This is a genomic window from Sphingomonas sp. 10B4 (assembly GCF_035019905.1).
In the GTDB taxonomy this organism is placed as follows: Bacteria; Pseudomonadota; Alphaproteobacteria; order Sphingomonadales; family Sphingomonadaceae; genus Sphingomonas; species Sphingomonas glacialis.
On sequence record NZ_JASJVC010000049.1, the window covers coordinates 1 to 26,849 of the forward strand.

Here is a 26,849-nt window from a genome sequence, read left to right on the forward strand (position 1 = left end):
AGATGTGTATAAGAGACAGGGCGGGGGCCATGGATTTGGGGATGAAGTTCATCGGGTCTCTCCCGGTTACAGATCGGCGAAACGCGCCAGGGTTATACCACGCTCGGCGACGATCGCGCGCGCGCTGGAATCGAGCAAGGCGGCGAATTCGGCTTCGTACTGATAGCCCGGCGCCGATAGCGGATAGGGGCCGGTGGCAGGGTGCAGATAGATCTCGCTGACGCCGTCGGGTAGATGCGCCAGCACGCCGCGCAGCCGCTCGGCATCCATCGCGCCCGACCAGGCGAGGCCGAAGGCGCGGTCGGGCACCTTGACCCCACGCTTGCGCGCCGCGACCTGGACGAGCTTGGCGAAGGGCCGGGCGATGTCGATGCCGCTGACGGGCTCGAACTTGGCCAGTGTCGTGCGATCCTCGATCGGCGCGCGCATCGCCGTCATGCCGTGGCGCAAGCCGACGTCGAGCAGCACGCCGGCGATCACCGGGTGCATGTGCATGTGCTTATGCGTGTTGACGTGATCGAGCGGCAGGCCGGTCGCTTCGAACAACGCGAATTGCGCTTCGATCTCGGCTTCGAGCTGACGTCGGACCGATTTCAAGCCGACCAGTTTCAACGCGACGGGGAGCGACTCGATGCGGAACTTGCCGTGCGCATCGACCAGATCGGGGATCTGCGCCGGCGGCAGCGCGGGCGGCGTCTCGGCAAGCGCGACGTGCAGCCCGACCCCGAGCGTCGGTGTCCGCCGCGCGCGCTCGACCGCATCCGCCGCGCCTGCGCCCGTCACCATCAGGCTGGTGACGGTCAGCACGCCCTCGCGATGCGCCTGCTCGACGGCGGCGTTGACCTCGATCGACACGCCGAAATCGTCGGCGGTGATGATGGCGGTCTTCACGCCGGCGCGAAGCCGTAGAACACCGGGTCGGCGAGCACGGCGTCGGCGACGTTCTGCGGGTTGGGCACAGCGATCCGGCGCAGCAGCGCGATCATCGCGGTACGATCGCGCGCGCGCACCGCGTCTTCCCACAGCTCGACCCGGCCCGTCGCGGCGAGCCGCTCGTTGACCGTCATTCCGGCAAGCGTCGTCGTCATCGGTTCGGCTCAGGCAGGCTCTTTGCGGCGACGCAGGAAGTCGAAGAATTCGACGCCCTCGCGCAGGCGGCGCTTCATCATCTGCCAGTCGGTCAGCATCTCGCGGACGATGTCCCAGATCTTCGACGGGCGGAAGTAGAAGCGCTTGTAGAACTCCTCGACCTTGTCGAAGATCAGCGCCGAGGGGAGATGCGGGTAGGACAGCTGTGCGATCTGAGTGCCGCCGTCGGTCAGCAGGTGATCGCCACCGTCGAACCAATTGTTCTCGACCGCCTGCTTGTACAGGAACGTCCCCGGATAAGGCGCCGCCAGCGACACCTGGATCGTGTGCGGATCGATCTCCTTGGCGTAGTTGATCGTCTCCTCGATCGTCTCTTCGGTCTCGCCCGGGAGCCCCAGGATGAAGGTGCCGTGGATGACGATGCCGAGTGCGTGGCAATCCTTGGTGAACTGCCGCGCGACGTCGACGCGCAGGCCCTTCTTGATGTTGTGCAGGATCTGCTGGTTGCCGCTCTCATAGCCGACGAGCAGCAGGCGCAGGCCGTTTTCCTTGAGGATCTTGAGCGTCTTGTACGGCACGTTGGCCTTGGCGTTGCACGACCAGGTCACGCCCAGCTTGCCGAGTTCGATCGCGAGCTCCTCGACGCGGGGCAGATTGTCGGTCAGCGTGTCGTCGTCGAAGAAGATTTCCTTGTTCTGCGGGAAAGCCTCCATCACGTATTTCACTTCCTCGATCACATGGCCGATCGAGCGCGTGCGGTAGTTATGCCCGCCGACGGTCTGCGGCCACAGGCAGAAGGTGCAGCGGCTCTTGCAGCCGCGGCCGGTGTAGAACGAGACGTAGGGGTGGAGCAGATAGCCGCCGAAATACTTCTCCATCTGCAGATCGCGCTTGTAGATCGGCGAGACGAAGGGGAGGCTGTCCATGTCCTCGATGACCTTGCGGTCCTTGTTGTGGATGATCGCGCCGTCGTCGTCGCGCCAGCTGATCCCCTCGACCTCGCGCAGCGGCATGCCGTTTGCGACATCGACGATCGTGAAATCGAACTCGTTGCGCGCGACGAAGTCGATCGCGGTCGAGGTTTCGAGCACCTTGGTCGATTCGACCGCGGCCTTGGCGCCGATGAAGCCGATCTTGATGCGCGGGTTGCGCTGCTTGATCAGCTCGGCGGTGTGGACGTCCTGGCGGAACGACGGCGTCGAAGTGTGGAGGATGACGAGGTCGCGCTCGTCCATCTCATGCTTGATGTCGTCCCACGACTGGTCGTGCGCGGGGGCGTCGATCAGCTTCGATCCCTCGACCATCGCGGCGGGCTGGGCGAGCCAGGTCGGATACCAGAACGACTTCACTTCGCGCTTCATCTGGTAGCGCGCACCGGCACCGCCGTCGTAACCGTCGAACGAGGGAGCCTGGAGAAAAAGGGTCCGCAACATGTCTTAGTGCTCCGTGGCCGCTGCGATGCGGCCGTCCTGCTTCATTGTAAGGGTCGCCCCGCGCCAATCAACCGACCGGACGAAGAAGCTGGCGATATAGACCGCAAAAGCGGCGAAATCATGCAGCAACGCGATTCCGAACGACGCGACCGGTCTCCCTACCGCCGCATCGACGCTTCGCACAACCACCCAGCGCGCGAAAATTGCTGCAAGTGCGAGGATGACGCCGGCGGCGGGCCAATAGAGCGCGGCCAGCACCGCGACGGGGAGCGGCAGGCCGACGATGCTGCCGACATAGGGCCAGAAGGTCAGATCGCGCACCGTGGCCGCCCAGCGCAGCTCGTGGCGCCATAGGGCGACCACGCTGCTCTCGTCGCAGGCATGGGTGACGAGCATCGGCGGCACCGCGACCTGCAGCCCGAGCGCGCGAACACTTTCGCCGATGGCATAATCGTCGGCGAGGACATCGGCGAAGCGGGCGAAACCGCCGATCGCGTCGAGCGTCTCGCGCCGCAGCGCGATCGTCGATCCCATGCACGGCGTCGCGAGCCGCTTGGCAACGCCGAAGGTCGCGCCGAGCAGGAACTGATAGCTAACGCCGGCAGCGGCCATCAGCGACCAGAAACCGGCATCGCCGCGCCCGCGATAGAGGCAGGTGACGGCTCCGACGCCTGGGGCATCGAGCGCGGCGAGCAACTGCGCGACATAGTCCGGTGCGACCGCGATGTCGCTGTCGCTGAGGATCAGGATCGGGTGGCGTGCGACGCGATCCATGTTGATGAGGTTCGACAGCTTGCCGCTCGCGCCGTGGCTGGTCGCGTCGATGACGAGCTCGATATCCGCTTGCGGGTGTGCTGCCTTGAGCGCGGCGACCACGCCGATCGCGGCATCGTCCGCACGCTGCACGCCGAGGACGATTTGCAATGGCCCGTCGTGCGTCTGCGCGAGGAAGGTCGCGAGGTTGTCGAACAGCCGCGGCTCCGGGCCGTAGAGTGGCTTGAGCAAGGTGACGGCTTCGTTGCGTGCCGGCGCGGGGACGACTGCGGCGAAGAAGTGGCGGAACGTGTGCGCGGAGACGAGCAGGAAGCCGACCCCGCACGCGGCGAGCGCAATCGCCAGCCAGCCGAGCGCCGTACCGATAAGGATTGGGAGATGCTGCACGATGTTGGCCCTTACGCTGACGGAGCGGGGTGGGCTAGGCGGTGCAAAATGTGAAAAGCGCGTCATGTCTTTGCGCTTCCTGTCGTCACCCCGGCACAAGGCCGGGGTGACGGTGATGTGGCAACGCTGGGTTTGGGTCACGGCAGAGCATGCGGCGTTTCCGGCAACTGATCCTCCGCCTGGCGGGGGAGGATTGCCGTTGCCGAGACGCGGGGGACGCATCGCGGAGGTTTGACTGGACGCCGCGGCGTTCTACAGCGCGGCGGCAAGGAGATACGGTGGCGGACGCAGACATCATACTCGTAACCGGGGTTTCGGGCTTCGTCGGTTCGGCGGTCTCGCTCAAGCTGGCGGCATCGGGCGCGCACGTGCGCGGGCTGGTGCGGGCGAGCAGCGCGCGGACCAACCTCGCCGACTTTCCCGGCGAGCTCGTGGAGGGCGACGCGCGCGATCCCGTGGCGATGGCGCGCGCGATGGCGGGGGTACGCCAGCTCTATCACGTCGCCGCCGATTACCGCATCTGGGCGCGCGACCCCGAGGAGATCGTCCGCAACAACCGTGCGAGCGCCGCAACGGTAATGGAGGCGGCGCTGGCCGCAGGTGTCGAGCGGATCGTCTATACCAGCAGCGTCGCGACCTTGGTGCCTGATCATGGCCGACCTTCGGACGAGACGCGCCCCGCCACGCCCGAACAGGCGGTCGGCGCGTACAAGCGCAGCAAGGTCGTCGCCGAGCGGCTGGTCGAGGCGATGGTGCGTGAGCAGGGGCTCCCCGCGGTAATCGTCAATCCCTCGACCCCGATCGGCCCTCGCGATGCTCGGCCGACGCCGACCGGGCGGATCATCGTCGAGGCGGCGAGCGGGCGGATGCCGGCGTTCGTCGAGAGCGGGCTCAACCTCGTCCATGTCGATGACGTCGCCGACGGGCATATCGCGGCGATGGCGCGCGGGCGGATCGGCGAGCGCTATGTGCTCGGCGGGCAGGATGTCGCCCTGCGCGAGATGCTGGCGAGCGTGGCCGAGATCGTCGGGCGCAAGCCGCCGACAGTGCGGATTCCCCGCGCGCCGCTGTTTCCGCTGGCGTGGGCGAATGAGCAGCTTGCGCGGGTGACGGGGAAAGACCCGTTCCTGACGCTCGATTCGCTGCGGATGGCGGCGCACGACATGTATTATTCGAGCGCCAAGGCCGAGGCGGAGCTGGGGTATCGCGCGCGGCCGTACCGCGAGGCGTTGGCCGAGGCGATCGCGTGGTTTGCGCAGGCGGGGATGCTGGCGTGATCGTGCTGGGGGTGGCGCTGGTGTCGCTGGCGATCTGGCTGGTGCTGGTGTTTGCGCGCGATGGGTTCTGGCTGACGCGGGAGCGGGACGGTCCCGTCACCCCGGACTTGATCCGGGGTCCATGCGAGCCGGCTGCCGAACCGAACGACCGCCGTGGGGGCGAAGGTCTCGCATGGATGCCGGGTCAAGCCCGGCATGACGGTAAAGGGTGGCCGTCGGTCATTGCGATCGTGCCTGCGCGTGACGAGGCGGAGGTGATCGCGCGCTCGATCGGGAGTCTGGCCGCGCAGGATTATCCCGGCGACTTCCGTATCGTGCTGGTCGATGATTCGAGCAGCGACGGCACCGCCGACATCGCGCGCGCGCTCGGGTCCGAGCGGCTAAGCGTCGTTACCGGCGCGCCGCTCGCGCCCGGCTGGACCGGCAAGCTCTGGGCCGTCTCGCAAGGGATCGCCGCCGCCGGCGACGCGCCCGACTACCTCCTGCTCACCGACGCCGACATCGCCCACGCCCCCGACACGCTGCGCAGCCTCGTCACGCGTGCAGTCGACGACGACCGCGTGCTCGTCTCGCTGATGGCACGGCTGCGCTGCGAGAGCCTCGCCGAGCGCGCGCTGATCCCGGCGTTCGTCTGGTTCTTCCAGATGCTCTACCCGTTCTCCACGGTGAACCGCCGGGGGCGCGGGCTGGGCGCGGCGGCGGGTGGCGTTATGCTGGTCGAACGGAGGGCGCTCGAAGCGGCGGGCGGGATCGCCGCGGTGCGTGCGGCGCTGATCGACGATTGCGCGTTCGGCGCGTTGATGAAGACCCAAGGGCCGGTCTGGCTCGGGCTGACCGATCGCGCGGTGAGCATCCGGCGCTACGACACATGGGGCTCGGTCGCGGCGATGATCTCGCGCTCGGCGTATGCGCAACTCCATTACTCGCCGCTGCTGCTCGCCGGCACGACGCTCGGTCTCGCGCTCACCTATCTCGCGCCGCCCGTGCTGGCGATTGCCGCGCGCGGCCCCGCGCAATATGCTGCGATCGCCGCGTGGGCGTTGATGGCGCTGGCGTTCCAGCCGATGTTGCGCTTCTACCGCCGCTCGCCACTTTGGGGACTGCTCCTGCCTGCCATCGCGACCTTCTATGCCGGATGCACGCTCCTCTCGGCGTGGCAGCATGTCCGCGGCCGCGGCGGGCTGTGGAAGGGCCGCGTCCAGGCGGATCTCGCGGCATGAGCGGCGCGACCACCGCCGATGCGCTCGCCTCAGGCAAGGGGCATAAGGACGAAAATTTCCCCGTCGCCTCGGTGCTGCTCAAGCCCGAGCATCGCGCGCCGGTAATGGCCTTCTACCGCTTCGCCCGCGGGGCGGACGACGTGGCCGACAATCCGGCGGTCTCGGCCGACGAAAAGCTCGCGTTGCTCGGCGCGATGCGCGCGACGATCCTGGGGACGCGCGACGCCGACGCCGCCTCGGTTGCGCTGCGCACGACGATGGAGGCGCACCGGATCAGCCCGCAGCACGCGCTCGACCTGCTCACCGCATTCGAGCGCGATTGCACGGTGAACCGCTGCGCCGACTGGGCGGCATTGATAGACTATTGCCGCTATTCGGCGATGCCCGTCGGGCGCTACGTCCTCGACGTCCACGGCGAGGACCATGCGACCTGGCCCGCGTCCGATGCGCTGTGCGCGGCGCTGCAAGTGATCAACCACACGCAGGATTGCGCGAAGGATTATCGCGCGATCGGGCGAGTCTATCTCCCGCTCGACCTGATGGCGCAGCACGGCGCGCGTCTCGACGACCTCGAAAAGCCCGTCGCCACGCCGGGCCTGCTGGCGACGATCCGCGATCTTGCCGCGCGCAGTCAGCACTTGCTCGACGAGTCGGCCGGGTTCGCCGGGCAGATCCACGATCGCCGCCTCGCGGTCGAGGTCGCGATCATCCACCGGCTCGCGGTAAGCCTGATGCAGCGGCTCAAGGCGCGAGATCCGTTGTCGCAGCGCGTCCACCACCGCCCATATGAAGCGCTTGGCCTCGCAGCGTTGGCGGCGGTGTCGCAAACGGTTAAGGGGCGGGGATGAACCCCAAGGCGACCCCCGCGCAGCTCCAGGCGCAAGTCTCCGGCAGCTCCTTTTATGCCGGCATGCGCGTGCTCCCCAAGGTGCAGCGCGAGGCGATGTACGCGGTCTACGCCTTTTGCCGCGAAGTCGACGACATTGCCGATGACGAGATCGGCGACCGGCCCGCGCGGATGGCGGCGCTCGACGCGTGGCGTGCCGATATCGAATCGCTCTACGCGGGCGGCAATCCCGGGCGCGCGGCGCTCGTCGCCGAGGCGGTGCGCCGCTTCGCGCTCGACAAGGCCGATTTTCTGGCGGTAATCGACGGCATGGCGATGGATGTCGATCGCGATATCCGCTGGCCCTCGATGGCCGAGCTCGAACTCTATTGCGACCGCGTCGCCTCGGCGGTCGGGCGGCTGTCGGTCAAGATCTTCGGGATGGAGGACGCGGTCGGCGTCGCGCTTGCGCACCATCTCGGGCTCGCGCTGCAATTCACCAACATCCTGCGCGACGTCGACGAAGACGCGGGTATCGGGCGCGTCTATCTGCCGCGCGAGGCGCTGCTAGCGGCCGGGGTCGAACTGCTCGATCCGATCACCGTGGTCGGCGATCCGCGCGTCGATGCGGCCGCGCGCGTGCTCGCGGCCAAGGCGCACACGCATTTCGCCGCGGCGCAAGCGATCCTCGACGCGCGTCCGCGTGGGCATCTCATCGCACCACGGCTGATGGCGGCGGTGTACGCGCCGATTCTGGTGCGGATGGAGGCGATCGGCTGGGCGCCGCCGCGCACCCGGATCAAGGTCAACAAGCCCGCGCTGATCTTCACCGTGCTGCGGCTGATGCTGTTCCGTTGAGCGCGCGGGTCCGGATCATCGGCGCGGGGATGGCGGGGCTCGGCGCCGCGGTCGATCTTGCGCGCGCCGGCACCGCCGCCGAGCTGATCGACGGCGCGGCGCAGGCCGGCGGGCGGTGCCGCTCGTATCACGATCCGCAGCTCGGCCGGACGATCGACAATGGGAATCATCTCGTCCTGTCGGGCAATCGCGCGGTGAACGCCTATCTCGGCGCGATCGGCGCGCTCGACCGGTTGAGCGGGCCACTGCACGCCGACTTCGCGTTCGTCGATCGCGCGACGGGCGCGCGCTGGTCGGTGCGCATCAATGACGGGCGGCTGCCGTGGTGGATTTTCCGAGATGGCCGCCGCGTGCCGGGCACGCGCGCGAGCGACTATCTGCGGTTCGGCGGGTTGCTCGGCGGTGGCGCGGGGCAGACCGTCGCCGATCGCGTCGCGCCGCGCGGCGCGGTGTGGGACAAATTGATCGAGCCGATCCTGCTCGCGGTGCTCAACACCGCGGCGGCAGACGGATCGGCGCGGCTGACCGCGGCGGTGATGCGCGAGTCGCTGGCGATGGGCGGACGCGCGAGCCGACCGCGGATCGCCGAGCCGACACTGGCGGCGGCGTTCGTCGACCCTGCGCTGACGTGGCTCGAGGGGCAGGGGACGCATCTGACGCTCGGGCGGCGGCTGCGCGCGCTGAAGTTTGCCGACGACCGCGTCGTCGCGCTCAATTTCGGCGCGGGCGAGGAGCCGCTGGCGCCCGGCGAGTCGGTGATCCTCGCGGTGCCGCCCTGGGTTGCCGAAGCGCTCGTGCCGGATCTGGTCGTCCCGACCGACTTCCGCGCGATCGTCAACGCGCATTTCGCTTACGTCCCGCCGCCCGGCGTCGCGCCGATGCTCGGCGTGCTCGGCGGGACGGCGGAATGGATCTTCGCCTTTCCCGATCGGCTGTCGGTAACGATCAGCGCGGCCGACGCGCTGGTCGAGCTCGACCGCGCCGAGCTCGCGGCGCGAATCTGGGCAGATATCGCGGTGATCCACAAACTGCCCGCGACGCTGCCGCCGTGGCAGATCGTCAAGGAAAAGCGCGCCACTTTCGCAGCGACGCCCGAGCAGGACGCCAAGCGCCCGCCCGCGCGCACGCGCTGGCGCAACCTGTTCCTGGCGGGCGACTGGACGCAGACCGGGCTCCCCGCCACGATCGAGGGCGCCTTGCGCTCGGGTGAGACCGCTGCCCGCTTGGCGCGTGGCGCTGCGGTCGGCTAAGGGCGGGGCATGACTATCGAGACGATCGACCGCGCGAGCCTGGTGAACGAGGCGGACGCCACCGCGACCCGTGCCGCGGCGGCTTTGGGCGCGCTGCAACGCGCCGACGGGCATTGGGTGTTCGAGCTCGAGGCCGATGCGACGATCCCGGCCGAATATGTGCTGCTCCGGCACTATCTGGGCGAGCCGCGCGACGTCGAGATCGAGCGCAAGATCGGCAAGTATCTGCGCCGCATCCAGTCGGCGAGCCATCACGGCTGGGGGCTGTTCCACGGCGGGTCGTTCGACGTGAGTGCGAGCGTGAAGGCCTATTTCGCGCTCAAGATGATCGGTGATCCGGTCGATGCGCCGCACATGGTGCAGGCACGCGCCGCCATCCACAAGGCGGGCGGGGCGGCCGCGGTCAATGTGTTCACGCGGATCCAGCTCGCTTTGTTCGACTGCGCCGATTGGCGGACGGTGCCGACGCTGCCGGTCGAGCTGATCCTGCTGCCGCGCTGGTTCCCGGTCCATCTCTCGAAGATGTCGTATTGGGCGCGGACGGTGATCGTGCCGTTGCTTGTGCTTGCCGCGAAGAAGCCCGTTGCGCGCAACGTTTCGGGCGTGCGCGTCGACGAACTCTACACGCACAAGCGCGCGCCGCTCGAAAGCCGGGCGGCGGGGACCAAGCGCGCCTGGACGGCGTTCTTCGGCGGGGTCGACGTCGTGCTCAAGGCGGTCGAGCCGCTCTGGCCCAAGCGCACGCGGCGGCGCGCGATCCGCGCGTGCCTCGACTTCGTCACCGAGCGGTTGAACGGCGAGGACGGATTGGGCGCGATCTATCCGGCGATGGCGAACAGCGTGATGATGCTCGATTGTCTGGGCTGCCCGGCGGATGATCCGATGCGGGCGATCGCGCGCGAATCGGTCGAGCGGCTGCTCGTGATCAAGGACGATGAGGCCTATTGCCAGCCGTGCGTCTCGCCGGTGTGGGATACCGCGCTTGCCGCGCATGCGATGCTCGAGGCGGGCGGCGACGACGCCGAGGCGCGCGCGATGGCGGGGCTGGCTTGGCTCAAGCCGCTGCAGGTGCTCGACGTGAAGGGCGACTGGGCCGATGAAAAATCCGACGTGCGCCCGGGCGGCTGGGCGTTCCAGTACAACAACGCGCATTATCCCGATCTCGACGACACTGCGGTCGTGGTGATGGCGATGGACCGCGCAAAGGATCGCGGTGGCTTGCCGTATGACGAGCCGATCGCGCGCGGTGTGGAATGGACCGTTGGCTTGCAGAGCAAGGACGGCGGCTGGGGCGCGTTCGATGCCGACAATAGCTATCATTACCTCAACAACATCCCGTTCGCCGATCACGGCGCGCTGCTCGATCCGCCGACGAGCGACGTCACCGCGCGTGTCGTGTCGATGCTCGCGCAGCTGGGCGAGACCGATTCGCCGCGGATGAAGGCGGCTTTGGCTTTCCTCGAGAAGGAGCAGATGGCCGAGGGGAGCTGGTTCGGGCGCTGGGGGGTGAATTACATCTACGGCACCTGGTCGGTGCTGTGCGCGCTCAATGCCGCGGGGCTCGATGCGAAGCATCCGATGGTGCGCAAGGGCGCCGACTGGCTGCTCCACATCCAGAACCTCGACGGCGGCTGGGGCGAGGATTGCGAGAGCTATGCGCTCGATTACAAGGGCTACACGCCTGCGGCGTCGACCGCATCGCAGACCGGCTGGGCGCTGCTTGCGCTGATGGCGGCGGGGAAGGTCGATCATCCCGCGGTCGAGCGTGGGGTGAAGCATCTGATCGCGACGCAGGCGGCCGACGGGCTGTGGGGGCAGGAGAAATATACCGGCGGCGGTTTTCCGCGTGTGTTTTACCTCCGGTATCACGGGTATCCGGCGTATTTCCCGTTATGGGCGGTGGCGCGGTATCGCAATCTGAAGCGCTCGAATGCGGGCCGGCCGGCGTTCGGGATGTGACGCTGCTCGTCGCCTGCGGGCTGCACCGCGAGGCGGCCATTATTGCGCGGCCGGGTGTTGTGGTGGTCGCTGGTGGCGGGGATGCGGCGCGGTTGGAGCGTGAGCTCGAGGCGGCTGTGGCTGGGGCGACCGCGATCCTGTCGTGCGGCGTCGCGGGCGCGCTCGATCCGGCATTGCGTGCCGGCGATGTCGTGGTGGGCACTCTCAACCACAGCCGTCACCCCGGACCTGTTCCGGGGTCCACCGTGCCGCAAGATTTATCGCCCGAGCACGCGCGGCACGGTGGACCCCGGGACGAGCCCGGGGTGACGGAGAAGGGGACTGGGCGCGCATTCATCGGATGGCTCGCGCATCATCTTCCCGAGGCGCACGCTGGCACAATCGTCGGTGCCGATACGATCATCGCTTCCGTCGCGGAGAAAGCCGCGCTCTATACGCAAACCGGCGCAATTGCCGTCGACATGGAATCGCACATTGCCGCGCGAGTCGCCGCGCGGCACGGACTGCCCTTCGCGATCCTGCGCACGATCTCCGACAGCGCCGACCACGCGCTCCCGCCGGCAGCGCTCGTCGGCATGAACCCCGATGGCAGCGTCGCGCTCGGCGCGATCCTCAAATCGCTGGCGAAAAACCCCGCACAGCTCCCCGCGCTCCTCCGCACCGGCCGCGATGCCGGTGCGGCGTTCCGCAGCTTAGGCCGCGCGCTGGGTGCGCTTGAAGCCGTCGGGATCGGCCGCCTTGATCTTCGCGAGTTCGGCCTCGACATGCGTTGAGTGGACGTCCTCGGCCTTGCGCGCATGGCTGAGGTCGATGTCGGGCGCCATCGGCCCCTCGGTGCGGATGCCCTTGCGGCCGACGGTGAACATCTTGAGCGGGTTGCGCACGGCGTCTGCCGCAGCGGTGCCCTCGAACCCGCAATGCACCATGCAGTTCGAGCACTTTTCATATTTGCCGACGCCGTACTGATCCCAGTCGGTGCCTTCCATCAGCTCGGCGAACGTGGGCACATAGCCCTCGCCGACGAGGTAGCATGGCTTCTGCCAGCCGAAGACGGTGCGCAGCGGCATCGACCACGGCGTGCACTCATAGGTCTGGTTGCCCGCGAGGAAATCGAGGAACAAGGGCGAGTTGGTGAAGCTCCACGCGCGCGCGCCATCGCCGCGCGAGAAGACGTCGCGGAAGAAGTTCTTGGTGCGCTCGCGCGTCAGGAAATGCTCCTGGTCGGCGGCGCGCTCGTACGAATAGCCCGGCGAGATGGTGATCTCGACGCCCAGCTCTTCCATGATGTCGAAGAAGCCGGCAAGCCGCTCGGCCGAGGCGCCTTCGAACACGGTGCAATTGACCTGGACGCGGAAACCCTTCGACTTGGCGAGCTTGATCGCGTCGATCGCGATCTCGTAGGTCCCGTCCTGGTCGACGGCGTGATCGTGCATGCCCTTGTCGCCATCGAGATGGATCGACCAGGTGAAGTAAGGCGACGGCTTGTAGTCGTCGATCTTCTTCTTGAGCAGCAGCGCGTTGGTGCAGAAGATCACGAACTTCTTCTTCGCAATATAGCCCTCGACAATGCGCGGCATGTCGCGATGGAGGAGCGGCTCGCCGCCCGCGATCGAGACGGCGGGCGCGCCGCAATCGTCAATCGCTTCCATGCACTGCTCATACGACAGGCGCTGGTTGAGGATCGCGTCGGGATAATCGATCTTGCCGCAGCCGGGGCAAGCGAGATTGCAGCGCAGCAGCGGCTCGAGCATCAGCACGAGCGGGTATTTGCCGCCCATGATCTGGTTCTTGAGCGTGTAGGCGCCGATGCGCATGAGCGGAGCGAGGGGAAGCGTCATGGCTGTTCCTATGCGCCGACGGCGGCGCGTTTGGTAGGGGCAGGGTCGCGCAGTTCGCGCGGCAGGCCGAATTCGAGCGATTCGACGACGCCCGAGAGTTGCGTCACCTCGACCGGGCCGAGCTTGCGCAGCGCCGCGATCACGCTTTCGACGAGTTCGTCGGGGGCAGACGCGCCTGCCGTCAGGCCGACGCGCTCGATGCCTTCGAACCATGCCGGGTCGATCGCGCTGCCATCGGCGACGAGATAGCTCGGAAGGCCTTCGTCCGCGCCGAGATCGCGCAGACGGCTCGAGTTCGAGCTGTTTTCGGAGCCCACGACGAGGATCAGATCGGCGACCTTGCAGAGGTCGCGCACTGCGCTCTGGCGGTTCTGCGTCGCGTAGCAGATCTCCGACACGTCGGGGCCGATCAGGTTGGTGAAGCGCTCGCCGAGCGAGGCGATGACGCTCTTGGTGTCGTCGACGCTGAGCGTGGTCTGCGTGATATACGCCATCGGCGTATCGGTCGGCAGGTCGAGCGCGGCGACATCGGCCTCGGTCGAGACGAGATGGACCGGCGCATCGACCTGGCCACGCGTGCCAACGACTTCGGCATGGCCTTCATGGCCGATCATCACCAGCGTGCGGCCGTCCTTGGCGTAGCGGCGGCCCTGCAGATGGACCTTGGTGACGAGCGGGCACGTCGCGTCGAACACCGGGAGCTTGCGCGTCTTGGCTTCGTCCTCGACCGAGCGCGCGACGCCGTGCGCCGAGAAGACCGTCATCGCGCCCTCGGGCACGTCGGACAATTCCTCGACGAACACCGCGCCCTTGGCGCGCAGCGTATCGACGACGTGGCGATTATGGACGATCTCGTGGCGGACATAGACGGGCGCGCCGTAGCGATCAATCGCCCGCTCGACGATTTCGATAGCCCGTACGACCCCAGCGCAAAAACCGCGTGGGTTGGCGAGAATGACCTGCAAACACCGTTCCTTCCGTCCGCTCGAATGCCGAACCGGGCACGAACGCCCTACAGCATTCGCGCTAATCCGTCATCTATGCCTCCCAGATAGCTATCTTAGCCGCGTTGCAACATGAGGGGAACGCAAAAAAGCCGTCGGCGCGGGGCGGTGCCGCGACGAGCGTCATGCAACCCGCCCGGCGCGAGCGCGTTCATCGCCGCTACAGCCGTTTGTGCTAGCGGCAGGACAGTGGTACCGGCGCTGCCCAGGCGGCCCCCCCGGAATATCCCAATAGGAGCTTTCGATGACGTTTTCTCTCAGAGTGATCGTGCCTGTCGTGGCGCTTGTCCTCGCTGCGCCACTCGCCGCCCAGGCCAATGACCCTGCGCGTGCGCCGGTCCAGACGCTCGACGACGGCCTGCTCGCGATCATGAAGAGCGGCAAGACGCTCGGCACCGCGGGCCGCGCGGCGCGGATCGGGCCGGTGGTCGACCAGACCTTCGACGTCGCGCTGATCACGCGGCTGTCGGTCGGTCCCGACTGGCTCAAGGTCGCGCCGGCCGATCAGACCGCGCTCGTCGCGGCGATGCGGCGGCTGACCGTCGCGCAATATGCGGCGAACTTCGACAGCTATGGCGGCGAGAGCTTCAAGATCGATCCCACCGTCGAGACGCGCGGAACCGACAAGGTGGTGCGCACGACGCTCGCCGCGCCGAAGGGCGATCCGGTCGCGATCGGCTATCGCCTGCGCCAGAGTGGCGGTTCGTGGCGGATCGTCGATGTCTATTACAAGAACGCGATCAGCCAGCTCGCAACGCGCCGCGCGGACTTCGCGACGATCTTCGCCAAGGGCGGGGCGAAGGCGCTGATCAGCCACCTGAACGACCTTTCGGCCAAGGGCGGACGCTGATCTTGCGGCTGCGGGGGACGAGCAGTGCGATAGCGATGGCGCTCGCGCTGTTCGTCGCACCCGTGGCGATGGCGCAGGACGTCGCGGCGCCGGTGGCCGTCACGTCGCGTGCGGCACCGCCGGCACCGGCCCCCGCTGCCGTGGGCGCGGCGCGGCCGCGGCATCACCGGACCAAGGGCGATCCGCTCGAGGGCTTCAACCGGACGATGTTCTCGATCCACCAGTTCCTCGACCGGATCGCGTTCCGGCCGCTGGCGATGCTGTACAAGACGGTGGTCCCCAAGCCGCTGCGCACCGGGATCCGGCACGTCTTCTCGAATGTCGGCGAGCCGTTGGTGTTCGCCAACGACATGCTGCAGCTGAAGCCCAAGCGCGCGATCAAGACCGTCGGGCGCTTCCTCGTCAATTCGACGATCGGGATCGGCGGCGTGCTCGACGTCGCCAAGACGCGCGAGTTCAACCTGCCGCATCACGACAACAGCTTCGGCACGACGCTTGGCCATTACGGCCTGGGGCCGGGGCCCTACATCTTCCTGCCGCTGGTCGGCCCGAGCGATTTCCGCGATTTCGGGGCGGGCATCGCGCAGGGGCAGACCTATGCCTTCACGATCGGCACGCCATTCGACCGCGCCGAATATCGCGTGTCGGAGGCTGTTCTGACCGGGCTCGATCTGCGCGTCGAATCGGATGGCGCGCTAAAGGCGCTGCTCGGCGGCGCGATCGATCCGTATGCGACGCTGCGATCGGCCTATCTGCAGGACCGCGCGGTGAGCATTGCCGAGAGCCATGGCGCAAAGGCTGCCGCGGCGAGCGCGCTCGACGATCCGTTGACCGATCCGGCGGCGGATCCGCTGATGGATCCGGCAGCAGGGGCTGCGCCGGCGAGCGCGATTCTGGCCGCGAAGCCCGACGATTTCCCTGCGGATCCGGCGGCGGCGCCAACGCCGCCGTCTGCGGAGAAAACGGCGGTCGATGATTTTCCGGCTGATCCCGCAGCGCCGGTCAACCCGACGCCGTCGGTTCCCCCTGCTCCGGCGACGACCGCCGTCCAGCGATAGCGCCGTCGCGCGTCGAGCGCGCCGCCAGCCGCACAACTTCCCCCTCCCGCGTGCGGGAGGGGTTAGGGGAGGGGCGTGCCTCAGGCGGAGCGCAGGGGATCCAGGTCGTTCCCTCCCCCAGCCCCTCCCGCAGGCGGGAGGGGAGCAAGAAGGTGCCCTCCCGCAGGCGGGAGGGGAGCAAGCGGGCTACGCCTTCTTCGCCCGCGGCGGGCCGAGCAACGCTGGCTCGAAGATCAGCGCGCAGACCAGCGTCCACGCGAGCGAGATCATCAGGATCTTGCCCATGCTCGCCGTCCCCGGATGGTGCGACAGCCACAGGCTGCCGAACGCGCTACCCGTCGCGAGCGCGCTGAACAGCACCGCGCGCGCGAGGCTCGATTGCAGCAGATCGGTCGCGCCATCGCGCCACGCCATCACGAAATAGATGTGGAACGCGACCCCCACGCCGAACAGCAACGGGAAGGCGATGATGTTGGCGTAGTTGATCGGCTGTCCGATCAGCACGCAACTCCCCAGCGTCAGGAAGCCCGACAGCACGACCGGTGCGAGCGTGAAGGCAACCTCCTTCGCATCGCGCAGCACGACGAACAGCAAGCCGCTGACAAGCACGAGCGCGAGGATGCCCGCCTCGACGAACGCCCATGCAACCGTCCCCGCGGCTTCGTGCGTCGCGACCGGCAGGCCGCTGGCGGTCGGCGCGACCGCGCGGACGGCCTTGGTGAAGCGGCGCAGCACGGCATTGTCGTTGCTATTGCCCTTGGGGAAGACCTGGACGAGCGCGCGGCCGTCCTTCGACACCCAATCGCTCGCGATTTCGGGTGGGAGCGTCGCACGCGTCACCGGCTCGGCCTGGAGCGTCGCGCGGATCTGGTCGAGCATCGTGCCGAGCGGCGTGACGAGCAGCGCGCTCGCGTTTGTCCGTTCAGCGGGCGCGGCGCGCGCCAGGCGATCGAACGCCGTCGCAAGCCGGCGCGCCTCGGCTGCGGCGGCACCGGGATGCGCGGTTGCGCTCGCGCGCAATTCGCCGGCGACCTTCATTAGCGCCGCCACCGAATCGGCATCGCTCGGCGGCGGCGTCACGTCGAACGGATTGACCGCCGCGTCGAGCAGCAGTGCGGCATCCTGTACGATCGCGAGCTTCGCGGGCTGATCCTCGGGTACGAACCCGTCGACCGACACCGCCTCGGCAACCTCGGGCAAGGTCCGCAGCTTCGCCGCGAGCGCCTTTGCCGCATCGGCATTGGGCGCGAGCACGTTGATCGTGTTGGGCGTGCGTAGCGGATCGCGCATCAGGTCGGTCAGCGCGACCATCGCCGGGCCGTCCTTGGCGCGCAGATGGAGCGGGTTGAAGTCGAACTGGACGAAGGGGAGCAAAGCGATGCTCCCCGCCATCGACGCGGCAAATGCCCACAGGACGGTCTTGCGATGCGTGTGCAGCCAGCGGTCGAGCGGCGCGGCCGCGCTGAAGCCGACTTCGCGGCGCGGCGCGCCGGGCTTGAGCAGCATCAGCATCGCGGGCAGCAGCGTGACGCTCGCCACCAGCGCGACGATCATCCCGAGCCCGGCGATGATGCCGAGCTCGGCGATGCCGATGTAATCGGTCGGCAGGAACGCGCCGAAGCCGAGGAACACCGCCCCCGCGGCAAGCGCGAGCGGCGCGCCGAGCGCGGTCGCGGCACGCTGGAGGGCTGCCCCGGTATCGGCGCCGTCGAGCCGCTCGGCGTTGAAGCGCACCGAGATCTGGATGCCGAAATCGACCCCGAGCCCGACGAACAACGGAATGAACGCGACCGAGATCAGATTGAGCGCGCCGACCGCGAGCAGCCCGAGCGCGGTCGTGACCACGAGCCCCGCGACGATCGTCACGACGATCCCTGCGACGATCTTCACCGAGCGCGTCGCGAACCACAAGGTCAGCAGCATCGCGGCGGCCATCACCAACCCGACGAAGCCGATATTCTCCTCGAGCGTCGCGAACTCCTCGTCGGCGAGCGGGACTTCGCCGGTCGTTCGCACGCTCACGCCGTGCGCCGGATCGAGCCCGAGTTTGCTGGCCTGCGCGACGATCGCAGCGACGGCGTCCTCGCCGGGCTGCAGCGCGCCGTAATCGAGTTTGGGCTGTGCGAGGATCAGGCGGCGGCGCGGCGGCGTAGCGCCCGAACCCGGCTCGGCGAACAGTTCCTGCCACGAAAAATAGGCGGGTTTCCCCGCCGCCGATGCGTCGAGCGCAGCGGCCATCGTCCGCATCGGCCGCGCGATCCGCGAGAGGGGTACGTCCCCGCGCTCGACTCCGGTCAGCATCGTCGAGAACGCAGCCGCGATCCCGCGCAGCGACGGATCGCTCGCGAGCGGCCCGAGCAGCGGCTGCGCGCCGATCAGCGCCTTGGTCGACGCCTGCACCTCGGCGGTCGAGCCGAACAATAGCCCTTCACGGTCGAAATAGGCGCCGCCATCGGGTCGCTGGACGCGACGGAAATGCGCCGTGTCCGCAGCGAGCGCGGCGGAGAGCTTGGCGGTCGCGGCTTCGGCGAGTTCGGGGGTCTTGCCGTCGACGATCACCAGCAGCACGTCGGACAGCTGCGGGAACGCGGTCTCGACCGCTTTCTCATTCTGTCGCCAGGCGATCTTGGGCGAGATCAGCGCCGCGGTGTCGGTGGTCATCGCGAAATGACCCGCGGCATAGACCGCCGCGCCCACGACGAGCGCGAGGCACAGGCCGAGCACTGCGAACGGACGCCGCACGCCGAGCGCGACGAATTGCTGGAGCAAGCGGGCGATCACTTGGCGGGCGCGTTCGGGCCGATGAAATAGCGCAGCTTCAGCCGGATCGTCTTTTCCTGCCCGTCATAGTCGAACACGGCTTCCTCCCATTTCGGCGCGGCGAGCTTGATCTTGGCATCGTTCAAGAAGCCGACGCCTTCCTTCGGCACGCCGAACACCGCGCGGTCGAGCTTGTTGTTGCCATTCTGGTCGTAATACACCTCTGCGGCATAGCGACCTGGCTTCAGGCCACTCACCGTCACGATGGTCTGGCCAAGCCGCGCGGGCGCTTCGCCCGAGATCGGGCAATCCTTGAGATACTGCGCTTGCGTGCAGAGATCGACATGGACGCGACCGGTGCGATCGCGGACGTTGTCGACCGCGATGTGGAGCTGTCCGCTCGACCCCTGGCCGGCGGTCAGCGCGAATACCGGCAGCGAAACGATCAGCAGCTTTGCTGCGCGCGGAAGCGAAGAGAAAGGTTGCATGGCGGCCCTTTAGACCAGATTGGGACCGGAATGAAACCGGCTGGTCGGGAGCGTTTGCGGGTGGTGCGCTGAACCCCGGCTTAAGCCGTTCCGCACTGCAACACGGCGACCGATACGACCGCGATTGGCGATTGCGCGGCGGTCGGGTTGCTCTACTCTTGTGCGCACCGCAGCAGCGCGTCGCAGGGGAATATACGTGAGCGAAGGGACATCGCAGGTGGCAACCGCCACCGACCGCTTTGCCGCCGCCCACGCCGCGCTCAAGGCCGATCCTGCGGTGCAGTTCACGCTCCAGCGCGCGCCGCCGCCGCCCCAGCCGCCCGAATGGTTGGTCCAGCTCGGCAAATGGCTCGGCAAGCTGTTCGAGCCCGTTGGGCGCGCGTTGCTGTGGATCGGTTCCCGCATGCCGCATTGGCCTTATGCGCGGATCCTGTTGTGGGGCGTGCTGGGGCTGGTCGCGATCGCGATTCTCTGGGCGGTGTATACCCGTGTGCGGCATGGCGAATGGCGCTGGCCGCGCTTCGTGCGGCGGCGTCCGACCGTGTCGCAGCCGATCGATGAAGCCTGGGCACCCGACGCAGCGCCGGTCCACGAGTGGCTGCGCGAGGCCGATCTGCTCGCGGCGGAGGGGCGCTACGCCGAGGCGGTGCACCATCTGTTGCGGCGGTCGATCGACGATATCGCGCGGCGGCGTCCGCAACTCGTCCGTCCGGCGCTGACCAGCCGTGAATTGAGCGCATCGAGCGCGATCCCGTTTTCGGCGCGCGACCTGTTCGCCGGGATCGCGCGGCTGGTCGAGCGCAGCCTGTTCGGCGGGCGCCCGGTCGATGCGTCGGACTGGACGCAGGCGCGCGCCGCCTATCGCGACTTCGCGCTACCGGGATCATGGCGCGGATGAGCGACGTCACGGTCAGCGGGGCAAGTGGAGCGAATGCGTTTAGCGTGCGGACCGTCGCAATCCTGCTCGCGGTCGGCATCTTCGCGTTCATCGCGATGCTCGTGCTCGGCGCCTATGCGCCCGATCTGCGTTCGGGCCGCGACGGGCGCGCGCACGCGCTGTCGAACGCGGCGGTCGGCTATAGCGGGATCGTGCGGCTCGCCGAGGCGACCGGACGCAATCCGCAGATCGTCCGCAATCCGCGGCAGCTGGATGGCGAGGATCTCGTCGTGCTGACTCCCGAGTCGGGCGCGACCGACATGACCAAGGCGCTTGCCGCGCGCGGCGCCAAGACGACGCTCGTCATCCTGCCGAAATGGCGCACGTCGGTCGATCCGACGCATTCCGGCTGGGCGCGCTTCGTCGATTTCCGGGATGTGGATGATGTCGAGCGCGTCCTCGCGCCGCAATACAAGCTCAAGGTCACGCGCTACGCGAGCGGCGGGCGCCCGCTGCGCGCGCTGTCGTGGATGCCGCGCAGCATCACGTTTGCCGCGCCGCGCCCGGTGCAGACGATCACCGGCCTCGACGTGCGCCCGATCCTGACCGACGCCGACGGGCATGTCGTGCTGGGCCAGATCAGTGGTGGGCCGCTCTATGTGCTCGCCGATCCCGATCTGTTGTCGAACATCGGCATGCGCGACCCAGCGCAGGCGCGTGCGGCGCTCGAGTTGCTCGACTGGCTGAATGCGACCGGCGCCAAGACGATCACCTTCGACGTCACGCTCAACGGCTTCGGCGCATCGCCGAGCCCGCTCAAGCTGCTGTTCGATCCGCCCTTCCTCGCGATGACGCTGACGCTGGCGGCGGCGGTGCTGCTCGCAGGCGTCCAGGCGACCGCGCGCTTCGGTCCTGCGCGGCGGCGCGCACGCGCGATCGCGTTCGGCAAGACTGCGCTGATCGACAATGCCGCAGCACTCGTCCGCAAGGCCGGGCGGCAGGGGCGGCTGGGCCCGCGCTATGTCGATCTGGTGCGCGAGCGCGCCGGCGGGGTGTTCGGCGTGCCCACACGGCTGCAGGGCGCGGCGGTCGACGGCTATCTCGATGCCTTGCGCGGGCGAGCGCGGTTCAGCGCGCTGGCGGCAGAGGCACAGGCGGCGCGCGATCCGCGCGCGATGCTCGCGGCGGCGCAAGCGCTGCATCATTGGTTATGGGAGAAGACGCGGTGACATTCGAAACGGTCGAAGACGTGGCGGCGCTCGGCGTGGCGATTCGCGACGAAATCGGCAAGGCGGTGGTCGGGCAGGAGCAGACCGTCGAGATCCTGCTCGTCGCGCTGTTCGCGGGCGGGCACGTGCTGCTCGAAGGCCCGCCGGGAACCGCCAAGACGCTGCTCGCGCGCAGCTTCGCAAGGGTGGTCGGGCTCGATTACGGGCGGATCCAATTCACGCCCGATCTGATGCCGGGCGACATCATCGGCGCGAACCTGTTCAACTTCCAGACGAGCAGCTTCACGCTGACGCGCGGGCCGATCTTCACGGATCTGCTGCTGGCCGACGAAATCAACCGCACCCCGCCCAAGACACAGGCGGCGCTGCTCGAGGCGATGCAGGAGCGCACCGTGACGATCGATGGGCAAAGCCTGTCGCTCGGCGAACGCTTCATGGTTGTCGCGACGCAGAACCCGATCGAGCAGCAGGGGGTGTATCCGCTGCCCGAGGCGCAGCTCGATCGCTTCCTGTTCAAGCAGACGGTCGATTATCCGAGCGCTGCCGAGGAGCGCCGGATCATCGCCGCGCACGGCAGCGCCGCGCACGCGATGGAGCCGGCGGAATGGGGCGTCGCGCAGGTGTCCGACGCGGGCGTGATCGGCGCGGCGGTCGCGGTGGTCGGGCAAGTGCGGCTCGCCGACGAGGTGATCGATTACATCACCGCGCTGATCCGGGGTACGCGCGACGTCGCCGATCTGGAAAGCGGTGCGTCGCCGCGTGCGGGCGCGATGCTGGCGGGTGCGGCGCGGGCGCGGGCAGCGCTCGACGGGCGCGATTTCGTGATCCCCGACGATGTGAAGGCGCTTGCGCCGGCGTTGCTGCGGCACCGGCTGATCCTGTCGCCGGCGGCCGAGATCGACGGGCGCGCGATCGAGGATGTCGTGAGCCACATCATCGAGACGATCGAAGCACCGCGGTGATGAGCCCCGCGCTCCCTATCCACCGCCACCCCCGCGTTCGCGGGGATGACGGGGGCGGGCGTGGTGCGCGTGCAGCGGGCAATCGCGCAATGATCTACCCCACGCGTACCGCAGTCCTGGCCGCAGCAGCTGGCGCGCCGGTGGCCTTGCTGATCGCGGTGGCGCTCCCCGGTCGCTGGTATGTCGGGCTCGCCTGGCCGATCGCGGTGCTGCTGCTCACCGCGTTCGATGCTTTCAGCGCGCACCGCATCGGGACCGCCAGCCTTTCGGCCCCGACGACTGCCCCGGTCGGTGCGACGGTCGACGCGACGATCCGCGTTGCGATCGCGGGCGGCCGGCCGCCGCGCAGTGCAGAGGTAGCGCTCGATGGCGGACCGTTGCTCGCGCTCGAGAATGACGGACGGCTGTGGCTCACGCTGCACGACGGGCGCGGCGAAGCGCTGCTCCCGCTCACCACGCTGCGGCGTGGCACCGCGCGAGTCGACCGCCTGTGGCTCCGGTGGCGCGGGGGCTTCGGGCTGGCGTGGCAGCAGCGGATCCTCCCCGCCGACGTGACGCTGCCGATCCTCCCCGACATCCGTGCGCTGCACGACCGCGGCGCGCAGATGTTCCAGCGCCACGCGCTGTCGGGCTTGCTCGCGCAAATCGATCGCGGCGACGGCACCGACTTCGATGCGCTGGTCGAGTTCCGCTCGGGAATGGACCGCCGGTCGATCGACTGGAAACAGTCGGCGCGCCAGACCAAGCTCCACGCCAAGGAATATCGCAGCGAGCGCAACAACCAGATCGTCTTCGCGATCGATTCCGGGCGGCAGATGTCCGAGCCTGTCGCCGGTCTGCCGCGCGTCGATCGCGCGGTGTCGGCGATGCTGCTGACTGCCTGGATCGCGTTGAAACTCGGCGACCGCGTCGCGCTCCACGCGTTCGATTCGCGGCCGCGGATCGCGAGCGGGCTGGTTTCGGGAATGCCCGCCTTCGCCAATCTCCAGCGGCTTGCGGCCGCGATCGATTATAGCGGCGAGGAGACCAACTACAGCTTCGCGCTGACCACGCTCGCCGCGCGGCTGACGCGGCGCTCGATGATCGTGCTGTTCACCGAATTCACCGATCTGACCTCGGCCGACTTTCTGGTCCGGGCGGCGGCCCGGTTGCTCAAGGGGCATTTGCTGCTCGTCGTCGTGCTGCGCGACGAAGAGGTCGAGCGCCTTGTCGACGCGGCGCCGACCAACGCCGACGACGTGACGCGCGCCGTCACCGCCGCTGCGCTGCTGCGCGATCGCAAGCTGGTGCTCACGCGGCTCCAGCATCTCGGCGTGCATGTGATCGAAAGCGCACACGACCGCGTCGGCGAGGAGCTGGTCGCGGGCTATGTCGCGCTGAAACGCAGGAATCTGCTCTGATGGCCACCGCTTTCCTCACCGCGCAACCCGCCACGGTCAACGCCAGCCGTTTCCGTGCGGCGCACGACGCCGACTGGCAGCGGCTCGAAGCGCTGGTGACGCGGATCGAGAAACGCTCGATCAAGGCGCTGAGCGACGACGATCTGCTCGCTTTGCCCGTGCTGTACCGCACAGCCCTGTCCTCCTTGTCGATCGCGCGCGAGACGTCGCTCGATCGCGCGCTGGTGACCTATCTCGAGCAGCTGTGCACGCGCGCCTATTTCCAGCTGTACGGCGTGCCGACCTCGGCCGTGCGGCAGTTGCGCGTCTTCTTCACGCAGACATGGCCCGCCGCGGTCCGCGCGCTGTGGCGCGAGACGCTCGTCTCGCTGCTGCTGACGGTGGCGGGCGCGGTCGTCGGCTATCTGCTGGTGCGCTCCGATCCCGGCTGGTTCTTCGGGCTGGTCGGGCAGGGGATGGCGGGCGGGCGCGATCCGTCGGCCTCGGTCGAGACGTTGCGGGGCACGCTGTACGGCAAGCATGACGACATGCTGACGATCTTCGCCGCCTATCTCTTCACGCACAACGCGCAGATCGCGATCTTCTCGTTCGCGCTGGGCTTTGCCTTCGCAGTGCCGACGGCGTTGCTGATCGCGTATAACGGGCTGATGCTCGGTGCGTTTTTAGCGGTGTTCGTGCCCAAGGGACTGGGCTTCGGCTTTGCCGGCTGGATCGCGATCCACGGCACGACCGAACTGTTCGCGATCATCCTGTCGGGTGCGGCGGGGTTCCGCATCGGTACCGCGATCGCCTTTCCCGGGCGCGCGACGCGCGGCGACGCGGCGGTGCAGGCGGGCAAGACGGGCGCGACCGTAATGGGGGGTGCGGTGGTGATGCTGCTCGTCGCCGGGCTGCTCGAAGGGATCGGGCGGCAGACGGTGACCAACGATCTCGCGCGCTATGCGATCGGCTCGGTGATGCTCGTCGGCTGGCTGCTCTATTTCTATCTGCCGAGGAGTCGCCGCGATGGCGTGGCTGCGGCGTAAGGCGCGCAAGGCGCCGCTGTCGCTGCGGCGCAGCTTCGTCACGCCCGAGGGCGTCGATCTGCGGATCGAGCTCGGCAGCGCGGGCGAGCGCGCGGGGGCGTTCGTGATCGACCTGCTGGCGATCCTCGTCGTGCTGATCGTCGCGACGATCGCGATCGCGTATCTCGCCTGGGCGAGTCATCAAGGCGCGTTTGCGGTGCTGTGGCTGCTCGGCTTCTTCGTGCTGCGCAACGGCTGGTTCGCGCTGTTCGAGCTGAGCGGGAGCGGGGCGACGCCGGGCAAGCGGCTGGTCGGCCTGCGAGTCGTCGCGCGCGACGGAGCGCGGCTGACCGGCGGCGCGGTGATCGCGCGCAACGCGATGCGCGAGATCGAGCTGTTCCTGCCGCTGAGCTTTCTCGGCAGCCAGGCGGTGCATGGCTGGGCCGACAGCGCGCTGACGCTGTTCGCTTTGGGCTGGAGCGGCATCTTCCTGTTCTTCCCGCTGTTCAACCGCGACCGGCTGCGCGTCGGCGATCTGCTTGCGGGGACGTGGGTGGTGCACACGGTGCGCGGGAAGCTCGGGTCGGATCTGGTGGTGCCGGTCGAGCGCGAGCGGCGCGTGTTCAGCGAGGCGGCGCTCGGGCTGTACGGCGTGTACGAGCTGCAGATGCTCGAGGAAGTGCTGCGCGGCGGGAGCGAGGAGGCGATCGTCACCGTCGCCGCGACGATCCGGCGCAAGGCGGGGCTGCCCGACGATCACGACGATCGCGGCTTCCTGACCGATTATTACGCGGCGCTGTGCGGGCGGCTGGAGCGCGGGCTGCTCGTCGGGCGGCGGCGGGCGGATAAGTTCGCGTGATCCGCCATGCTTCGTCACCCCGGACCTGTTCCGGGGGCCACCGGGATACGCGTGCTGCCGCGGACGCGCGCGCGGAACGGTGGGCCCCGGCACAAGGCCGGGGTGACGGTGGGGAGGCGTGTCTGTTGAACCCCGATCCAGGCGCAGCCCATGCCCCGTAACCGCTATTATTCCGGCCCGCCGAGCGACCATTTCGACGGCGTGCGCTTCTTCAACCCTGGCCAGCCGCCAAGCGATGCCGGGCTCGGCGCGGTGCTGCGCTGGAAGCTCGCGAACGGCGCAGCGCGCTGGCCGGCGTCGGTGCCGGTGGTCCCGGCCAAGCCCGTCGCGCGGCACGCGGGCTTGCGCGTCACGATGGTCGGCCACGCGTCGCTGCTGATCCAGGCGGCGGGGGTCAACATCCTGACCGACCCGGTGTGGTCGGAGCGCGCGAGCCCCTTCTCCTTCCTCGGCCCCAAGCGAGTCACCGCGCCGGGGATCGCGTTCGAAGATCTGCCGCCGATCCACATCGTGCTGCTCAGCCACTGCCATTACGACCATCTCGATCTCGCCACCCTGCGCCGGCTCCACGCCGCGCACGCGCCGCTGATGGCGATGCCGCTCGGCAACGACGCGATCGTCCGCGCGGCGATCCCCGAGGCGCGTTGCGTCGTCGGCGACTGGTGGGACAGCCTGGCACTGGCTGAGGGCTTCGCAACGACGCTGACCCCCGCGCGGCACTGGGCGAATCGCTGGCCGAACGACGTGCGGATGGCGCTGTGGGCCGGACACTATCTTCAGACGCCGGTGGGGACGGTGTGGTTCGTCGGCGACACGGGCTATGGCGACGGCGCGATCTTTCGCAGCGTCTGCGAGCGGCTCGGTGCGCCCGACGTCGCGTTGATCCCGATCGGTGCGTACGAACCACGCTGGTTCATGGCCGAGCAGCATGTCGATCCGGCGGAAGCCGTGCGAATTTTCGAGGATGTCGAAGCGGGGCAGGCGCTCGGCATCCATTGGGGGACGTTCCAGCTGACCGACGAAGCGCACGATGCGCCGCGGTTGGCGCTGGGCGCAGAGCTGTCGGCGGCGGGGATCGCGGCATCGCGCTTCGTCGCGGCGGAACCGGGCGGGGTGTACGACATGGATCGAGGGGCGAGCGGCGTGGCCGCCTGAGGCATGTCCGGTTGCTAAAGCGCTGCGCCGCTCCACGAGGGGAGCCGTACGACTTGCATTGAGGAGCATGCACAACGTTGCTCCTAGAGGGCGGGTCTTTTGCAGGCGCTTGCTCCGACGCTGCGATATCAGTGAGTTAGTGAGAGCGATCTCGCCTTCGAGAGACGCCCCGCAGGCCGTTACAGATCGAGGTTCAAGTAGGTGTTCGCGGGAGGTGAACCGTCCCGGGTTTCTCGGAGGCTTCTACTTGTGAGAAGGAGCTACCATGAGCAAGACGACGAACAAGTTTTCA

The 26,849-nt window shown here is 68.3% G+C and carries 24 protein-coding genes; 16 read left to right on the forward strand and 8 right to left on the reverse strand.

The features are described from left to right. Positions 1-66: 66 nt before the first annotated feature. The 4 genes from hpnK to hpnI are packed head-to-tail and all read right to left on the reverse strand — an operon-like array spanning position 67 to position 3,683. Complete coding sequence (gene hpnK, locus QN347_RS13730) at positions 67-891, reverse strand: hopanoid biosynthesis-associated protein HpnK (protein ID WP_322160424.1); 825 nt, start codon at positions 889-891, stop codon at positions 67-69. After that, positions 888-1,088, reverse strand: a complete 201-nt coding sequence (locus QN347_RS13735) for a hypothetical protein (RefSeq protein ID WP_322160423.1) — start codon at positions 1,086-1,088, stop codon at positions 888-890. Before QN347_RS13735 ends, hpnK begins: the two co-directional genes overlap by 4 nt. Before the next feature lie 9 nt (positions 1,089-1,097). Continuing rightward, complete coding sequence (gene hpnJ, locus QN347_RS13740; RefSeq protein WP_322160422.1) at positions 1,098-2,522, reverse strand: hopanoid biosynthesis associated radical SAM protein HpnJ; 1,425 nt, start codon at positions 2,520-2,522, stop codon at positions 1,098-1,100. 3 nt (positions 2,523-2,525) lie between these two features. Further along, entirely contained in the window at positions 2,526-3,683 is a 1,158-nt protein-coding gene (gene hpnI, locus QN347_RS13745) for a bacteriohopanetetrol glucosamine biosynthesis glycosyltransferase HpnI (protein WP_322160420.1), read from the reverse strand. Between the two features lie 278 nt (positions 3,684-3,961). Between hpnI and hpnA the strand changes: the two genes are divergently transcribed. From hpnA to QN347_RS13780, 7 genes are read left to right on the forward strand one after another with little or no spacing between them, the layout of a single operon-like run. Then, positions 3,962-4,960, forward strand: coding sequence for a hopanoid-associated sugar epimerase (hpnA, locus tag QN347_RS13750; protein ID WP_322160418.1), 999 nt, complete (start codon positions 3,962-3,964; stop codon positions 4,958-4,960). Further along, complete coding sequence (locus QN347_RS13755; protein ID WP_322160416.1) at positions 4,957-6,180, forward strand: glycosyltransferase; 1,224 nt, start codon at positions 4,957-4,959, stop codon at positions 6,178-6,180. Before hpnA ends, QN347_RS13755 begins: the two co-directional genes overlap by 4 nt. Beyond that, positions 6,177-7,028: a squalene synthase HpnC gene (gene hpnC / locus QN347_RS13760; protein WP_322160414.1), complete on the forward strand. Its 852-nt coding sequence runs from the start codon at positions 6,177-6,179 to the stop codon at positions 7,026-7,028. The genes QN347_RS13755 and hpnC overlap by 4 nt, the downstream gene beginning before the upstream one ends. Then, the gene (hpnD, locus tag QN347_RS13765; RefSeq protein WP_322160412.1) at positions 7,025-7,864 is read left to right on the forward strand and encodes a presqualene diphosphate synthase HpnD; all 840 of its coding nucleotides are present in this window, start codon (positions 7,025-7,027) and stop codon (positions 7,862-7,864) included. The genes hpnC and hpnD overlap by 4 nt, the downstream gene beginning before the upstream one ends. Further along, positions 7,861-9,114 (forward strand): hydroxysqualene dehydroxylase HpnE, encoded by a 1,254-nt coding sequence (gene hpnE, locus QN347_RS13770; protein WP_322160410.1) that lies wholly within the window; start codon positions 7,861-7,863, stop codon positions 9,112-9,114. Before hpnD ends, hpnE begins: the two co-directional genes overlap by 4 nt. A 9-nt stretch (positions 9,115-9,123) precedes the next feature. Then, positions 9,124-11,073: a squalene--hopene cyclase gene (gene shc / locus QN347_RS13775; protein ID WP_322160409.1), complete on the forward strand. Its 1,950-nt coding sequence runs from the start codon at positions 9,124-9,126 to the stop codon at positions 11,071-11,073. Further along, the gene (locus QN347_RS13780; RefSeq protein WP_322160407.1) at positions 11,070-11,846 is read left to right on the forward strand and encodes a phosphorylase; all 777 of its coding nucleotides are present in this window, start codon (positions 11,070-11,072) and stop codon (positions 11,844-11,846) included. Before shc ends, QN347_RS13780 begins: the two co-directional genes overlap by 4 nt. Here QN347_RS13780 and hpnH read toward each other — a convergent pair. Next, positions 11,766-12,911, reverse strand: coding sequence for an adenosyl-hopene transferase HpnH (hpnH, locus tag QN347_RS13785; RefSeq protein ID WP_133189883.1), 1,146 nt, complete (start codon positions 12,909-12,911; stop codon positions 11,766-11,768). The genes QN347_RS13780 and hpnH overlap by 81 nt on opposite strands. A gap of 8 nt (positions 12,912-12,919) precedes the next feature. Beyond that, positions 12,920-13,876 (reverse strand): 4-hydroxy-3-methylbut-2-enyl diphosphate reductase, encoded by a 957-nt coding sequence (gene ispH / locus QN347_RS13790; protein WP_322160406.1) that lies wholly within the window; start codon positions 13,874-13,876, stop codon positions 12,920-12,922. A 283-nt stretch (positions 13,877-14,159) separates the two neighbouring features. On the opposite strand from ispH, the gene QN347_RS13795 reads away from it, so the two are divergent. Further along, entirely contained in the window at positions 14,160-14,765 is a 606-nt protein-coding gene (locus tag QN347_RS13795; protein WP_322160404.1) for an ABC transporter substrate-binding protein, read from the forward strand. Between the two features lie 35 nt (positions 14,766-14,800). After that, positions 14,801-15,823, forward strand: coding sequence for a VacJ family lipoprotein (locus QN347_RS13800; protein WP_322160403.1), 1,023 nt, complete (start codon positions 14,801-14,803; stop codon positions 15,821-15,823). Between the two features lie 186 nt (positions 15,824-16,009). On the opposite strand, the gene QN347_RS13805 is transcribed toward QN347_RS13800, so the two are convergent. Beyond that, positions 16,010-18,604, reverse strand: a complete 2,595-nt coding sequence (locus QN347_RS13805) for an MMPL family transporter (protein ID WP_322160402.1) — start codon at positions 18,602-18,604, stop codon at positions 16,010-16,012. Beyond that, positions 18,601-19,071 (reverse strand): DUF2141 domain-containing protein, encoded by a 471-nt coding sequence (locus tag QN347_RS13810; RefSeq protein ID WP_322160400.1) that lies wholly within the window; start codon positions 19,069-19,071, stop codon positions 18,601-18,603. Before QN347_RS13810 ends, QN347_RS13805 begins: the two co-directional genes overlap by 4 nt. A 196-nt stretch (positions 19,072-19,267) precedes the next feature. On the opposite strand from QN347_RS13810, the gene QN347_RS13815 reads away from it, so the two are divergent. The 7 genes from QN347_RS13815 to QN347_RS13845 all read left to right on the forward strand — a co-directional run bounded on the left by QN347_RS13815 (position 19,268) and on the right by QN347_RS13845 (position 26,557). Then, the gene (locus QN347_RS13815) at positions 19,268-19,969 is read left to right on the forward strand and encodes a DUF4129 domain-containing protein (protein WP_133189871.1); all 702 of its coding nucleotides are present in this window, start codon (positions 19,268-19,270) and stop codon (positions 19,967-19,969) included. Then, positions 19,966-21,177: a hypothetical protein gene (locus QN347_RS13820; RefSeq protein ID WP_323494062.1), complete on the forward strand. Its 1,212-nt coding sequence runs from the start codon at positions 19,966-19,968 to the stop codon at positions 21,175-21,177. The genes QN347_RS13815 and QN347_RS13820 overlap by 4 nt, the downstream gene beginning before the upstream one ends. Further along, on the forward strand, positions 21,159-22,139 hold the full coding sequence (locus QN347_RS13825) for an AAA family ATPase (RefSeq protein WP_133189867.1): 981 nt from the start codon (positions 21,159-21,161) through the stop codon (positions 22,137-22,139). The genes QN347_RS13820 and QN347_RS13825 overlap by 19 nt, the downstream gene beginning before the upstream one ends. A gap of 89 nt (positions 22,140-22,228) precedes the next feature. Then, positions 22,229-23,539 carry a DUF58 domain-containing protein gene (locus QN347_RS13830; RefSeq protein WP_322160393.1) on the forward strand — a complete coding sequence of 437 codons (1,311 nt, stop codon included), beginning with the start codon at positions 22,229-22,231 and terminating at the stop codon, positions 23,537-23,539. Then, positions 23,539-24,564 carry a stage II sporulation protein M gene (locus QN347_RS13835; protein ID WP_322160392.1) on the forward strand — a complete coding sequence of 342 codons (1,026 nt, stop codon included), beginning with the start codon at positions 23,539-23,541 and terminating at the stop codon, positions 24,562-24,564. Before QN347_RS13830 ends, QN347_RS13835 begins: the two co-directional genes overlap by 1 nt. Further along, entirely contained in the window at positions 24,545-25,402 is an 858-nt protein-coding gene (locus QN347_RS13840; protein ID WP_322160390.1) for an RDD family protein, read from the forward strand. Before QN347_RS13835 ends, QN347_RS13840 begins: the two co-directional genes overlap by 20 nt. 150 nt (positions 25,403-25,552) lie before the next feature. Further along, the gene (locus QN347_RS13845; protein WP_322160389.1) at positions 25,553-26,557 is read left to right on the forward strand and encodes an MBL fold metallo-hydrolase; all 1,005 of its coding nucleotides are present in this window, start codon (positions 25,553-25,555) and stop codon (positions 26,555-26,557) included. Positions 26,558-26,849 lie beyond the last annotated feature (292 nt).